Source organism: Streptomyces herbicida (assembly GCF_032656585.1).
In the GTDB taxonomy this organism is placed as follows: Bacteria; Actinomycetota; Actinomycetes; order Streptomycetales; family Streptomycetaceae; genus Streptomyces; species Streptomyces herbicida.
Genome location: NZ_JAUYWJ010000003.1, coordinates 67341 through 79765, shown reverse-complemented (window position 1 = coordinate 79765; position 12425 = coordinate 67341). Strand labels below are relative to the sequence as shown.

Below are 12425 nucleotides of genomic sequence, written 5' to 3'. Positions count from 1 at the left end.
TCACACGGGACGTGGGCAAGATCTACTTGTAGCGGTAGACGATCCGGCCACGCGTCAGGTCGTACGGAGACAACTCCACCACGACCCGGTCGTCAGGGAGGATGCGGATGTAGTGCATACGCATCTTGCCGCTGATGTGTGCCAGGACCTGGTGGCCGTTCTGGAGCTCGACCTTGAACATGGCGTTCGGCAGAGACTCGACGACAGTGCCCTCGATCTCGATGGCACCTTGCTTCTTGGCCACGCTTCGCCCTTCGAATCGACTACCTTGATCGACTCCCACACTTTCCCTCAAGGGCGCATGCGGACATGCGGATGCACGGGAGCCGACGAGTCAGTCTACGTCAGCGCACCCGGAAACACGAATCGTGGAAGTCTGCCCAACGGGATAGATCATTACGCGACCAGCTCAGGCCAGCGGGTCCGGGGCCGTCGTGATGCCGTACTCCGCGAGCTTCGCCTTGCCGCCGTCGGGGGCCGTCAGCACCAGGGGGCCCTCTTCCATCAGGGCCACCGAGTGCTCCCAGTGGGAGGACCAGGTGCCGTCCGTCGTGATGACGGTCCAGTCGTCCTCGAGGACCTCGGTCTTCGGGGTGCCGAGGGAGACCATCGGCTCGATGGCGAGGCAGAAGCCGGGGACCAGCTTGGGGCCCTTGCCGCGGCGGCGGTCGACGTAGTTCAGCAGATGCGGGTCCATGTGCATCTCGGTGCCGATGCCGTGGCCGCCGTAGTCCTCGATGATCCCGTAGCGGCCGCCGCCCGGCTTCGGCTGGCGGCGGATGTACGTCTCGATCGCACGGGAGACGTCCACGAGCCGGCTGCCCTGCTTCATCGCGGCGATACCGGCCCACATGGACTCTTCCGTCACCCGCGAGAGCTCGATCAGCTCCGGGGCGTGACCAGAGCCCACGAAGGCCGTGTAGGCCGCGTCACCGTGCCAGCCGTCGACGATCGCGCCGCAGTCGATGGAGATGACGTCGCCGTCCTTGAGGACGACCTTGTCGGACGGGATGCCGTGAACCACCACGTCGTTCACCGAGGTACAGATCGTCGCCGGGAAGCCGCCGTAACCGAGGAAGTTCGACTTGGCACCGTGCTCGGCGAGCACCTTGCGGGCGACCTCGTCCAGATCCTTGGTGCTGGCCCCGGGAACCGCCGCCTCCCGCGTGGCCGCGTGGATCGCGGCGACCACCAGCCCCGCCGCACGCATCTTCGCGATCTGCTCGGGGCTCTTGATCTGCACCATGGGGGCCTGCGCTCTCCGTCACTCACGTCAACCGATTACGTACACAACAGTACGGCCGCGGCACCCGAGGGGGCACCGCGGCCGGAACGGCCCGAGAACTACTTCTCGTCGTCCTTGTCACGCTTGAGCGCTTCCAGCGCCCGCCGCGTGACCTCGTCCACCGGGCCCAGGGAGGAGATCGTCACGACCAGGCCCTGCGCCTTGTAGTAGTCGATGATCGGCTCGGTCTGCGTGTGGTAGACCTCCAGCCGCTTGCGGACGGTCTCCTCGGAGTCGTCGTCGCGCTGGTACAGCTCGCCGCCGCAGACGTCGCAGACGCCTTCCTTCTTCGGCGGGCTGTACGTCACGTGGAAGACGTGGCTGGAGTCCTTGCGGCAGATGCGGCGGCCGGCGATGCGCTTGACCACCTCTTCCTCGGGAACCTCGAGGTCCAGCACGGCGTCGAGCTTGATGCCCTCGGTCTTGAGCAGCTCGTCCAGTGCCTCCGCCTGCGAGACGTTGCGCGGGAAGCCGTCGAGCAGGAAGCCGTTCTCGGCGTCCGGCTGCTCCATGCGGTCCTTGGCCATGGCGATGGTCACCTCGTCCGGGACGAGGTTTCCGGCGTCCATGAAGGACTTCGCGAGTTTCCCGAGCTCCGTCTGCTGGCTGATGTTGGCGCGGAACAGGTCGCCCGTGGAGATGTGCGGGATGTGCAGCTTCTCGGCGAGGCGAACGGCTTGCGTTCCCTTACCGGCACCCGGCGGTCCGACGAGGACGATACGCATCAGCGGAGGAACCCTTCGTAATTGCGCTGCTGGAGCTGGCTCTCGATCTGCTTCACCGTCTCGAGACCCACACCCACGATGATCAGGATGCTGGTCCCGCCGAACGGGAAGTTCTGGCTTGCCCCGAAGCCAACCAACGCCATCGTCGGTACGAGAGCGATCAGACCCAGATACAGCGAACCCGGCCAGGTGATCCGGTTGAGCACGTAGCTGAGGTACTCAGCGGTCGGTCGGCCAGCCCGGATGCCCGGGATGAAGCCACCATACTTCTTCATGTTGTCGGCGACTTCCTCGGGGTTGAAGGAGATCGCCACGTAGAAGAACGCGAAGAAAACGATCAGCAAGAAGTACAGGGTGATGTAAATCGGGTGGTCACCCTTGGTGAGGTTGGACTGGATCCACTGCTTCCAGCCCGAGTTGTCCTTGGAGAACTGCGCGATCAGCGCCGGAATGTAGAGCAGCGACGACGCGAAGATGACGGGAATCACACCCGCCTGGTTGACCTTCAGCGGGATGTACGTGGACGTACCACCGTAGGAACGGCGGCCGATCATGCGCTTCGCGTACTGCACCGGAATCCGGCGCTGCGCCTGCTCGACGAAGACGACGAGCGCCACCATGAACAGACCCACGGCGATGACGGTGCCGAATTCGATCCAGCCGCCGGCGAGGGTGCCCTGCTTCTTGATGGCCCACAGCGCGGACGGGAAGGTCGCGGCGATCGAGATGAACATCAGGATCGACATGCCGTTGCCGATGCCGCGGTCGGTGATGAGCTCACCGAGCCACATGACGACGGCCGTACCGGCGGTCATGCAGATGACCATCGTGATCGTGGTGAAGATCGACTGGTCCGGCACGATCTGGCTCGCGGACGGGCAACCGGAGAACAGCGCGCCACTGCGGGCCGTGGCCACCAGGCCGGTGCCCTGCAGGATGGCCAGCGCCACGGTCAGATAACGGGTGTACTGCGTGATCTTCGCGGTGCCGGCCTGGCCCTCCTTCTTGAGGGCTTCCAGGCGTGGAATCACCACGGTCAGCAGCTGCAGGATGATGCTCGCCGTGATGTACGGCATGATGCCGAGCGCGAAGATCGTGATCTGCAGCAGCGCCCCGCCACTGAACATGTTGACGAGACCGAACAGGCCCTGGTTGCCCTTGGCCACCTCGATGCACGTCTGGACGTTCTTGTAGTCGACGCCCGGGATCGGAATGTGGGTGCCGACCCGATACACCACGATGATGCCGAGCGTGAAGAGCAGCTTCTTGCGCAGGTCGGGCGTCCTGAACGCCCGGGCGAACGCGGTGAGCACGGTGCCTCCTGCGACCCCCGCGCAACTGCGTCAAGGGTGACGGTCTTGAGGTTCGACGGATACAGAAAAAGAACAGTGCAGGCCACCTTACCGGCGACACTGCCTCCCCCGGAACGACCAACCGGGGATACCCCATTGTGAGGTATCCCCGGTCGGGATCGTCTACGTCATCGAGGAGCCTGAAGAAATCAGACGAGCTCGGTGACCGTACCGCCGGCGGCGGTGATCTTCTCCTTGGCGGAGCCGGAGACGGCGTCGACCGTCACCTGCAGCGCCACGGAGATCTCGCCCTGGCCGAGGACCTTGACGAGGCTGTTCTTGCGAACGGCACCCTTGGCCACCAGACCCTCGACCGTGACCTCGCCACCCTCGGGGTAGAGCGCGGCCAGCTTGTCGAGGTTCACGACCTGGAACTCGGTCTTGAACGGGTTCTTGAAGCCCTTCAGCTTCGGGAGGCGCATGTGCAGCGGCATCTGGCCACCCTCGAAGCGCTCCGGAACCTGGTAACGGGCCTTCGTACCCTTGGTACCACGACCGGCCGTCTTACCCTTCGACGCCTCACCACGACCGACACGGGTCTTGGCGGTCTTGGCGCCCGGGGCGGGACGGAGGTTGTGGATCTTGAGCGGGTTCTGCTCCGCCATGATCAGTCGACCTCCTCGACCGTCACGAGGTGGCGGACGGTGTGCACCATGCCGCGGAACTCGGGGCGGTCCTCCTTGACGACCACGGTGTTGATCCCCTTGAGACCAAGCGACCGCAGGGTGTCACGGTGGTTCTGCTTGCTACCGATGTACGACTTCGTCTGCGTGATCTTGAGCTGCGCCATTACGCACCAGCCCCGGCACGCGCACGAAGCAGGGCCGCGGGGGCGACGTCCTCGAGCGGCAGACCACGGCGGGCCGCGATCTCCTCGGGACGCTGCAGGCCCTTGAGGGCCTCCACGGTCGCGTGCACGATGTTGATCGCGTTGTCGGAGCCGAGCGACTTCGACAGCACGTCGTGGATACCGGCGCACTCGAGCACGGCACGCACCGGGCCACCGGCGATAACACCGGTACCGGGGGACGCGGGCTTGAGCAGCACGACGCCGGCAGCCTTCTCACCCTGGATGGGGTGCGGGATGGTGCCCTGGATCCGGGGGACCTTGAAGAAGTGCTTCTTGGCCTCCTCAACGCCCTTGGCGATGGCGGCCGGCACCTCCTTGGCCTTGCCGTAACCGACACCCACGGTGCCGTCACCGTCGCCCACCACGACCAGCGCGGTGAAGCTGAAGCGACGACCACCCTTCACAACCTTGGCGACGCGGTTGATCGCGACAACGCGCTCAACGTACGCGGTCTTCTCGGCGGCAGCAGCGCCGCCGTCACGGCCCTTCCGGTCCCGCCGCTCGCCGCCACCGGCACCGCCACCGCGGCGCTGGGGTCCAGCCATTGGAATTACCTCTCTCTGTTTCCGCTAGCTACGGCAGGCTCAGAACTTGAGCCCGGCTTCGCGGGCGGCGTCCGCCAGGGCGGCGATGCGCCCGGCGTACTGGTTGCCACCACGGTCGAACACGACAGCCTCGACACCGGCGGCCTTGGCGCGCTCGGCGACCAGGGCGCCGACCTGCTTGGCCTGCGAGGACTTGTCGCCCTCGCCACCGCGGACGGACGCGTCCAGGGTGGACGCGGACGCCAGGGTGTGGCCCTTGAGGTCGTCGATCACCTGCGCCACGATGTGGCGGTTGGAGCGGGTAACGACCAGACGGGGACGCTCCGCCGTACCGGAAAGGTTCTTACGGATCCGGATGTGACGGCGCTTGATCGCGGCGCGCTTGTAGGCGTCGCCCTTGAGGATCTTCTGCCCGTATGCCATGGCTTACTTACCCGCCTTTCCGACCTTGCGGCGGATGACTTCGCCCTCGTACTTGACGCCCTTGGCCTTGTACGGGTCGGGCTTGCGCAGCTTGCGGATGTTGGCCGCAACCTCGCCGACCTTCTGCTTGTCGATGCCCTCGACCTGGAAGCGGGTCGGGGTCTCCACCTTGAAGGTGATGCCCTCGGGCGCCTCGACGACGATCGGGTGGCTGTAGCCGAGCGCGAACTCGAGGTTCGAGCCCTTGGCCGTCACGCGGTAACCGACACCGCTGATCTCGAGCTTCTTCACGTAACCCTGGGTCACGCCGGTGATCATGTTCGCCACCAGCGTGCGGGACAGGCCGTGCAGGGCCTTGTTCTGACGCTCGTCGTTCGGGCGGGTCACCTGGAGGGTGCCGTCCTCGCCCTTGACGATGTCGATCGGCGCGACGACGGTGTGGGTCAGCGAGCCCTTGGGGCCCTTGACCGAGACCGTACGGCCGTCGATGGTGACGTCCACGCCGGCGGGAACCGTGATGGGGAGCTTGCCAATACGCGACATAGCTGTTTCCTCCGTTCCCTTCCGTTACCAGACGTAGGCGAGGACTTCCCCACCCACGCCCTTCTTGCCGGCCTGCTTGTCGGTGAGGAGCCCGTGCGACGTGGAGATGATCGCCACGCCCAGGCCGCCGAGCACCTTCGGCAGGTTGGTGGACTTCGCGTACACCCGGAGACCGGGCTTGGAGATCCGCTTGATGCCCGCGATGGAGCGCTCACGGTTCGGGCCGAACTTCAGCTCGAGGACGAGGTTCTTGCCGACCTCGGCTTCCTCGACGCGCCAGCCCGTGATGAAGCCCTCCTGCTGGAGGATCTCCGCGATGTGAGACTTGATCTTGGACGCCGGCATCGTCACGGAGTCGTGGTATGCCGAGTTCGCGTTCCGCAGACGCGTAAGCATGTCTGCGATCGGATCAGTCATGGTCATGAATTGGCCTTCGGCCTCTCTCGCCGGGGTTTCCTGGTGCGCCATCCCTCTCCCCGATCCGAGACGGGACGGGTGCGGCGCGGTGGACCTACGGCGTAGTAAGTCGTACGGGCGCGACAGACGCCCAACCCCACAAGCCTAAGGCATGCGGAGAAGGGCCCCTGCCGACCCAGATGCTTACCGAGAGCTTCAGGAATCCCCTATTTAGGGATTACCAGGAGCTCTTGGTCACGCCCGGCAGCTCGCCACGGTGAGCCATCTCACGAAGGCACACGCGGCACAGGCCGAACTTGCGGTACACGGAGTGCGGACGGCCGCAGCGCTGGCAGCGGGTGTAGCCACGCACACCGAACTTGGGCTTGCGAGCAGCCTTAGCGATCAGAGCCTTCTTCGCCATCTCGCTCACGCCTCCTTGAACGGGAAGCCGAGGTGACGAAGGAGCGCGCGGCCCTCAGCGTCGTTGGTCGCCGTGGTGACCACGGTGATGTCCATACCCCGGACGCGGTCGATCTTGTCCTGGTCGATCTCGTGGAACATGACCTGCTCCGTGAGACCGAAGGTGTAGTTGCCACGGCCGTCGAACTGCTTGGGGGACAGACCACGGAAGTCGCGGATGCGCGGCAGCGCGAGCGACAGGGTGCGGTCCAGGAACTCCCACATGCGGTCGCCACGGAGCGTGACGTGAGCACCGATCGGCTGGCCCTCACGCAGCTTGAACTGCGCGATGGACTTGCGGGCCTTGGTGACGGCCGGCTTCTGACCGGTGATCGTGGTGAGGTCGCGGATCGCGCCCTCGATCAGCTTCGAGTCACGGGCGGCGTCGCCGACACCCATGTTGACCACGATCTTGACGAGGCCGGGAACCTGCATGACGTTCTCGTACTTGAACTCGTCACGCAGCTTGCCCGCGATCTCCTCGCGGTACTTCTGCTTCAGACGCGGAGTGGTGGTGGTAGCCATCAGATGTCCTCACCCGTCCGCTTGGCAACGCGGATCTTGTTGCCTTCGTCGTCGAAGCGGTAACCGACACGCGTGACGACCTTGTTGCCGTCCTTCTCCACGACGAGCTGAACGTTGCTCACGTGAATCGGGGCCTCAGTCGTGACGATGCCACCGGCCTGCGAACCGCGAGCGGTCGGACCGGCCTTGGTGTGCTTCTTGACCCGGTTGACACCCTCGACCAGGACACGCTCCTCGCGCGGGAAAGCGGCAATGACCTTGCCCTGCTTGCCCTTGTCCTTGCCGGTGATGACCTGGACCAGGTCGCCCTTCTTGATCTTCATGCTTACAGCACCTCCGGCGCGAGCGAGATGATCTTCATGAACTTCTTCTCGCGCAGCTCACGGCCGACCGGGCCGAAGATGCGGGTGCCGCGAGGGTCGCCGTCGTTCTTCAGAATGACGGCGGCGTTCTCGTCGAAGCGGATGTACGAGCCGTCCGGACGGCGGCGCTCCTTGACGGTGCGAACGATGACCGCCTTGACGACGTCACCCTTCTTCACGTTGCCACCGGGGATCGCGTCCTTGACGGTGGCGACGATGACGTCACCGATGCCCGCGTAGCGGCGACCGGAGCCACCGAGCACACGGATGCAAAGGATTTCCTTCGCACCAGTGTTGTCGGCGACGCGCAGTCGCGACTCCTGCTGGATCACGTCTATCTCCTGTGTGTCTGCCGGTTCCCTCCGGGGGTTGACCCGGAGAGCCTGGCGGAACTGTCCTGCGAGTGGATCCCCGCAGGAATTACGTGGGCCGCCCAGCGGGCCGCGTGAAACACGCGCGCGCGAAGCGCGAGTGATTCACGCAGCTCAGCCGGTTCCCGGCGGGGATCCGTGAGTCGTTCCACGGACCCCCGCCGAGGCGGCCGGTCTGTCCTGCGGGAAGCCCCGCAGGGATTACTTGGCCTTCTCGAGGATCTCGACGACGCGCCAGTGCTTGCTGGACGACAGCTTCCGGGTCTCCATCAGGAGGACACGGTCGCCGACGCCGGCAGCGTTCTGCTCGTCGTGCGCCTTGAGCTTGTTCGTACGGCGGATGACCTTGCCGTACAGCGCGTGCTTCACGCGGTCCTCGACGGCGACGACGACGGTCTTGTCCATCTTGTCGCTGACGACCAGACCCTCACGGGTCTTCCGTGCGTTGCGCTCGGTCTGCTCAGTCACGTTCTTCTCGCTCATCAGGCGTTCTCCACCGTTTCGATGCCCAGCTCACGCTCGCGCATCAGGGTGTAGATCCGCGCGATGTCCTTGCGGACCGCCTTCAGACGGCCGTGGTTCTCGAGCTGGCCCGTCGCCGCCTGGAAGCGGAGGTTGAACAGCTCTTCCTTGGCCTCGCGGAGCTTGCCCAGAAGCTCCTCGTTGCCCAGCTCGCGCAGCTCGGACGCCTTGGTACCGACCGACATCACGCTTCACCTGCCTCGCGCTTGACGATGCGGCACTTCATCGGCAGCTTGTGGGCCGCACGAGTGAGAGCCTCACGCGCAATCTTCTCGTTCGGGTAGGACAGCTCGAACATGACCCGGCCCGGGTGCACGTTCGCGATCCACCACTCCGGCGAACCCTTACCGGAACCCATGCGGGTCTCGGCCGGCTTCTTCGTGAGCGGGCGGTCCGGGTAGATGTTGATCCAGACCTTGCCGCCACGCTTGATGTGGCGGGTCATCGCAATACGGGCCGCCTCGATCTGGCGGTTGGTCACGTACGCCGGCGTGAGGGCCTGAATGCCGTACTCGCCGAACGCGACCGTCGTACCGCCCTTGGCCTGACCACGGCGCTTCGGGTGGTGCTGCTTGCGGTGCTTGACCCTACGGGGGATCAGCATGTCGGTCAGGCCTCCGTTCCGGTGCTCTCAGCCGGAGCGGCGGGGGCCTCGGCCTTGGGGGCCTCGGCGCCGGCAGCCTGCTGCGGCTTGCGACCGCGCCGCTCGCCACCGCGGCCACCACGGGCCGGGCGGTCGGCGCCACCGCGAGCCGGGCGGTTACCCGCACGGGCGGCAGCGTTCTCGGCGCGGACCTCGGCGATGTTCTTGACGTCGCCCTTGTAGATCCAGACCTTCACACCGATGCGGCCGAAGGTCGTCTTGGCCTCGAAGAAGCCGTAGTCCACGTTCGCGCGGAGCGTGTGCAGGGGCACACGGCCCTCGCGGTAGAACTCCGAGCGGGACATCTCGGCGCCGCCGAGGCGGCCACCGCACTGGATCTTGATGCCCTTGGCGCCGGCCTTCATCGCCGACTGCATGCTCTTACGCATGGCGCGGCGGAAGGAGACGCGGGAGGAGAGCTGCTCGGCAACGGCCTGGGCAACCAGCTGAGCGTCGGTCTCGGGGTTCTTGACCTCGAGGATGTTCAGCTGGACCTGCTTGCCCGTGAGCTTCTCGAGGTCGCCGCGGATGCGGTCGGCCTCGGCGCCACGGCGGCCGATGACGATGCCCGGACGAGCGGTGTGGATGTCCACCCGCACGCGGTCACGGGTGCGCTCGATCTCAACCTTCGAGATACCGGCGCGCTCCATGCCGGACGTCATCATCCGACGGATGGCGACGTCTTCCTTGACGTAGTCCTTGTACAGCTTGTCGGCGTACCAACGCGACTTGAAGTCGGTCGTGACACCGAGCCGGAACCCATGCGGGTTTACCTTCTGGCCCATTACCGGGTTCCTTCCTTGCTGCTGACGACCACGGTGATGTGGCTGGTCCGCTTGCGGATCCGGTAGGCACGGCCCTGGGCGCGCGGACGGAACCGCTTCAGGGTCGGACCCTCGTCGACGTACGCCTCGGAGATGTAGAGGCTGTCGGCGTCGGTGTGGTCGTAGTTGTGCGCGGCGTTGGCAATGGCGCTGTCAAGCACCTTGCCGACCGGCACGGAGGCTGCCTGCGGAGCGAATCGCAGAACAGCCTGGGCCTCCGTGGCGTCCATGCCACGGATGAGGTCCACCACGCGGCGGGCCTTCATGGGCGTGACGCGGATGTACCGCGCCTGGGCCCTGGCTTCCATGGTTGTCCCTTCAGTTACTTACGTGTCTGAATGCGATCCGCTACTAGCGGCGCTTCGACTTCCGGTCTTCCTTGACGTGGCCCCGGAAGGTGCGGGTCGGCGAGAACTCGCCGAGCTTGTGGCCGACCATCGACTCGGTGACGAACACCGGGATGTGGGTCTTGCCGTTGTGCACCGCGAGCGTGTGGCCCAGCATGGCCGGGACGATCATCGAGCGGCGGGACCAGGTCTTGATGACGTTCTTGGTGCCGGCTTCGTTCTGGGCGTCCACCTTCTTGATCAGGTGGTCGTCGACGAAGGGCCCCTTCTTCAGGCTACGAGGCATCTCAACCCGTCCTTAGCGCTTCTTGTTCGTCTTGCGGCGGCGGACGATGTACTTGTTCGACGCCTTCTTGGGCGAACGAGTACGGCCTTCCTTCTTGCCCCACGGGGACACAGGGTGGCGACCACCGGAGGTCCGGCCCTCACCACCACCGTGCGGGTGGTCAACCGGGTTCATCACGACACCACGGACGGTCGGGCGAACGCCCAGCCACCGCTTACGGCCGGCCTTACCCCAGTTGATGTTGCTCTGCTCGGCGTTGCCGACCTCACCGATGGTGGCGCGGCAGCGGACGTCGACCAGGCGGATCTCGCCGGACGGCATGCGCAGGTGGGCGTAGGAGCCCTCCTTCGCGAGCAGCTGCACGGAGGCACCGGCGGAGCGGGCGAACTTGGCACCGCCACCGGGACGGAGCTCGATCGCGTGGATCGTGGTACCGACCGGGATGTTGCGGATGGCCAGGTTGTTGCCCGGCTTGATGTCGGCCCCGGGACCGTTCTCGACGCGGTCACCCTGCTGCAGGTTGCGCGGGGCGAGGATGTAGCGCTTCTCGCCGTCGGCGTAGTGCAGCAGCGCGATGCGCGCGGTGCGGTTGGGGTCGTACTCGATGTGCGCGACCTTCGCCGGCACGCCGTCCTTGTCGTGACGACGGAAGTCGATCACGCGGTAGGCGCGCTTGTGTCCGCCACCCTGGTGGCGAACGGTCACACGACCGGCGTTGTTACGGCCGCCCTTGCTGTGCAGGGGGCGGACCAGCGACTTCTCCGGCGTGGACCGCGTGACCTCGACGAAGTCGGCGACGCTGGCGCCACGACGGCCCGGCGTAGTCGGCTTGTACTTGCGGATTCCCATTTCTCAGTCCTCGTCCGATATCGGACGATCCGGACCGCCCTTAGGCGGTCGGACCGCCGAAGATGTCGATACGGTCGCCCTCGGCGAGGGTCACGATCGCGCGCTTGCTGCCGGCACGCTGACCGAAACCGGTCTTCGTGCGCTTGCGCTTGCCCTGGCGGTTGATCGTGTTGACCCCGGTGACCTTGACCGAGAAGACCGCCTGGACGGCCTGCTTGATCTGGGTCTTGTTGGCGTTCGGGTCGACGATGAACGTGTACTTGTTCTCGTCGAGGAGCGCGTAGCTCTTCTCGGAGACAACCGGCTTCAGCAGGACGTCACGGGGGTCCGTGTACGACTTGCTCAGCGGGGTCTCGACGGTGTTCTTGCCCTCGGTGGCGTGGCGACGCGCCTTGGCGACGCGCGCGGCCTTGGCGGCCTTGGCGGCCTTCGAGGCAATGCTCGGGTGACGCGTAGCCATCAGGCCTCGCTCCCTTCGGTGTCATTGGCCTTCGGGCCGGACACGAAGGACTCGAAAGCGGCCTGGGTGAAGACCACGTCGTCCGAGACGAGAACGTCGTACGTGTTCAGCTGGCCCGGCTCCAGGATGTGGACCTGGGGCAGGTTGCGGGCGGACAGCCACGCGGCCTCGTCGGCGCGCTCGACGACCAGGAGCAGGTTCTTGCGCTCCGAGATCTTGCCGAACAGGCTCTTGGCGGCCTTGGTGCTGGGGTTCTCGCCCTCGACCACGCCGGAGACGACGTGGATGCGGTTGTGACGCGCCCGGTCGGTGAGGGCACCGCGCAGGGCGGCGGCCTTCATCTTCTTGGGGGTGCGCTGCGAGTAGTCACGCGGCACGGGACCGTGCACGACGCCACCACCGGCGAACTGCGGCGCGCGGGTCGAACCCTGACGGGCGCGACCGGTGCCCTTCTGGCGGTACGGCTTCTTGCCGCCACCACGGACCTCGCCACGGGTCTTCGTCTTGTGCGTGCCCTGGCGGGCAGCGGCCAGCTGCGCGACGACGACCTGGTGGATCAGCGGAACGCTGACCTTGGCGTCGAAGATCTCCGCGGGGAGCTCGACGGAACCGGCCTTGTCGCCCGCCGGCGAAAGGATGTCAACAGTGCTCATCG

General features: G+C 65.9%; 23 protein-coding genes. All 23 read right to left on the bottom strand.

Features of this window, described 5'->3' with window-relative positions:
- Window positions 1-22: 22 nt before the first annotated feature.
- The gene (gene infA / locus Q8A52_RS07460) at window positions 23-244 is read right to left on the bottom strand and encodes a translation initiation factor IF-1 (RefSeq protein WP_003948620.1); all 222 of its coding nucleotides are present in this window, start codon (window positions 242-244) and stop codon (window positions 23-25) included.
- Between the two features lie 165 nt (window positions 245-409).
- Window positions 410-1246 (bottom strand): type I methionyl aminopeptidase, encoded by an 837-nt coding sequence (map, locus tag Q8A52_RS07455; RefSeq protein ID WP_316750108.1) that lies wholly within the window; start codon window positions 1244-1246, stop codon window positions 410-412.
- Between the two features lie 98 nt (window positions 1247-1344).
- Complete coding sequence (locus Q8A52_RS07450; RefSeq protein ID WP_316750107.1) at window positions 1345-2010, bottom strand: adenylate kinase; 666 nt, start codon at window positions 2008-2010, stop codon at window positions 1345-1347.
- The gene (gene secY, locus Q8A52_RS07445) at window positions 2010-3323 is read right to left on the bottom strand and encodes a preprotein translocase subunit SecY (RefSeq protein WP_316750106.1); all 1314 of its coding nucleotides are present in this window, start codon (window positions 3321-3323) and stop codon (window positions 2010-2012) included. The genes Q8A52_RS07450 and secY overlap by 1 nt, the downstream gene beginning before the upstream one ends.
- 188 nt (window positions 3324-3511) lie before the next feature.
- Window positions 3512-3967 carry a 50S ribosomal protein L15 gene (gene rplO / locus Q8A52_RS07440; RefSeq protein ID WP_023547373.1) on the bottom strand — a complete coding sequence of 152 codons (456 nt, stop codon included), beginning with the start codon at window positions 3965-3967 and terminating at the stop codon, window positions 3512-3514.
- A 2-nt stretch (window positions 3968-3969) separates the two neighbouring features.
- Complete coding sequence (gene rpmD / locus Q8A52_RS07435; protein ID WP_095748087.1) at window positions 3970-4152, bottom strand: 50S ribosomal protein L30; 183 nt, start codon at window positions 4150-4152, stop codon at window positions 3970-3972.
- Window positions 4152-4757 (bottom strand): 30S ribosomal protein S5, encoded by a 606-nt coding sequence (gene rpsE, locus Q8A52_RS07430; protein WP_009190144.1) that lies wholly within the window; start codon window positions 4755-4757, stop codon window positions 4152-4154. The genes rpmD and rpsE overlap by 1 nt, the downstream gene beginning before the upstream one ends.
- 39 nt (window positions 4758-4796) lie before the next feature.
- Window positions 4797-5180, bottom strand: a complete 384-nt coding sequence (gene rplR, locus Q8A52_RS07425; RefSeq protein ID WP_073901437.1) for a 50S ribosomal protein L18 — start codon at window positions 5178-5180, stop codon at window positions 4797-4799.
- Between the two features lie 3 nt (window positions 5181-5183).
- A complete protein-coding gene (rplF, locus tag Q8A52_RS07420) occupies window positions 5184-5723 on the bottom strand; it encodes a 50S ribosomal protein L6 (protein WP_316750105.1) in 540 nt (179 codons plus the stop codon).
- 24 nt (window positions 5724-5747) lie between these two features.
- Window positions 5748-6146, bottom strand: a complete 399-nt coding sequence (rpsH, locus tag Q8A52_RS07415) for a 30S ribosomal protein S8 (RefSeq protein WP_316750103.1) — start codon at window positions 6144-6146, stop codon at window positions 5748-5750.
- Window positions 6147-6357: 211 nt separating this feature from the next.
- A complete protein-coding gene (locus Q8A52_RS07410; RefSeq protein ID WP_003948630.1) occupies window positions 6358-6543 on the bottom strand; it encodes a type Z 30S ribosomal protein S14 in 186 nt (61 codons plus the stop codon).
- Window positions 6544-6548: 5 nt separating this feature from the next.
- Window positions 6549-7106, bottom strand: coding sequence for a 50S ribosomal protein L5 (rplE, locus tag Q8A52_RS07405; protein ID WP_019753095.1), 558 nt, complete (start codon window positions 7104-7106; stop codon window positions 6549-6551).
- Window positions 7106-7429 carry a 50S ribosomal protein L24 gene (gene rplX / locus Q8A52_RS07400; RefSeq protein ID WP_037929577.1) on the bottom strand — a complete coding sequence of 108 codons (324 nt, stop codon included), beginning with the start codon at window positions 7427-7429 and terminating at the stop codon, window positions 7106-7108. The genes rplE and rplX overlap by 1 nt, the downstream gene beginning before the upstream one ends.
- Before the next feature lie 2 nt (window positions 7430-7431).
- The gene (rplN, locus tag Q8A52_RS07395) at window positions 7432-7800 is read right to left on the bottom strand and encodes a 50S ribosomal protein L14 (protein WP_003998823.1); all 369 of its coding nucleotides are present in this window, start codon (window positions 7798-7800) and stop codon (window positions 7432-7434) included.
- A gap of 240 nt (window positions 7801-8040) precedes the next feature.
- Window positions 8041-8322 (bottom strand): 30S ribosomal protein S17, encoded by a 282-nt coding sequence (rpsQ, locus tag Q8A52_RS07390; RefSeq protein WP_263211605.1) that lies wholly within the window; start codon window positions 8320-8322, stop codon window positions 8041-8043.
- A complete protein-coding gene (rpmC, locus tag Q8A52_RS07385) occupies window positions 8322-8546 on the bottom strand; it encodes a 50S ribosomal protein L29 (RefSeq protein WP_055632347.1) in 225 nt (74 codons plus the stop codon). The genes rpsQ and rpmC overlap by 1 nt, the downstream gene beginning before the upstream one ends.
- Entirely contained in the window at window positions 8546-8965 is a 420-nt protein-coding gene (rplP, locus tag Q8A52_RS07380) for a 50S ribosomal protein L16 (protein ID WP_004927269.1), read from the bottom strand. Before rplP ends, rpmC begins: the two co-directional genes overlap by 1 nt.
- A 5-nt stretch (window positions 8966-8970) precedes the next feature.
- Window positions 8971-9789, bottom strand: a complete 819-nt coding sequence (rpsC, locus tag Q8A52_RS07375) for a 30S ribosomal protein S3 (RefSeq protein ID WP_055706471.1) — start codon at window positions 9787-9789, stop codon at window positions 8971-8973.
- Window positions 9789-10136 carry a 50S ribosomal protein L22 gene (rplV, locus tag Q8A52_RS07370; RefSeq protein WP_019329637.1) on the bottom strand — a complete coding sequence of 116 codons (348 nt, stop codon included), beginning with the start codon at window positions 10134-10136 and terminating at the stop codon, window positions 9789-9791. The genes rpsC and rplV overlap by 1 nt, the downstream gene beginning before the upstream one ends.
- A gap of 43 nt (window positions 10137-10179) precedes the next feature.
- Window positions 10180-10461: a 30S ribosomal protein S19 gene (rpsS, locus tag Q8A52_RS07365; protein WP_023547380.1), complete on the bottom strand. Its 282-nt coding sequence runs from the start codon at window positions 10459-10461 to the stop codon at window positions 10180-10182.
- A 12-nt stretch (window positions 10462-10473) separates the two neighbouring features.
- The gene (gene rplB, locus Q8A52_RS07360; RefSeq protein ID WP_316750094.1) at window positions 10474-11310 is read right to left on the bottom strand and encodes a 50S ribosomal protein L2; all 837 of its coding nucleotides are present in this window, start codon (window positions 11308-11310) and stop codon (window positions 10474-10476) included.
- A gap of 40 nt (window positions 11311-11350) precedes the next feature.
- Entirely contained in the window at window positions 11351-11770 is a 420-nt protein-coding gene (gene rplW, locus Q8A52_RS07355) for a 50S ribosomal protein L23 (RefSeq protein WP_145886671.1), read from the bottom strand.
- The gene (gene rplD / locus Q8A52_RS07350; RefSeq protein ID WP_316750089.1) at window positions 11770-12423 is read right to left on the bottom strand and encodes a 50S ribosomal protein L4; all 654 of its coding nucleotides are present in this window, start codon (window positions 12421-12423) and stop codon (window positions 11770-11772) included. Before rplD ends, rplW begins: the two co-directional genes overlap by 1 nt.
- Window positions 12424-12425 lie beyond the last annotated feature (2 nt).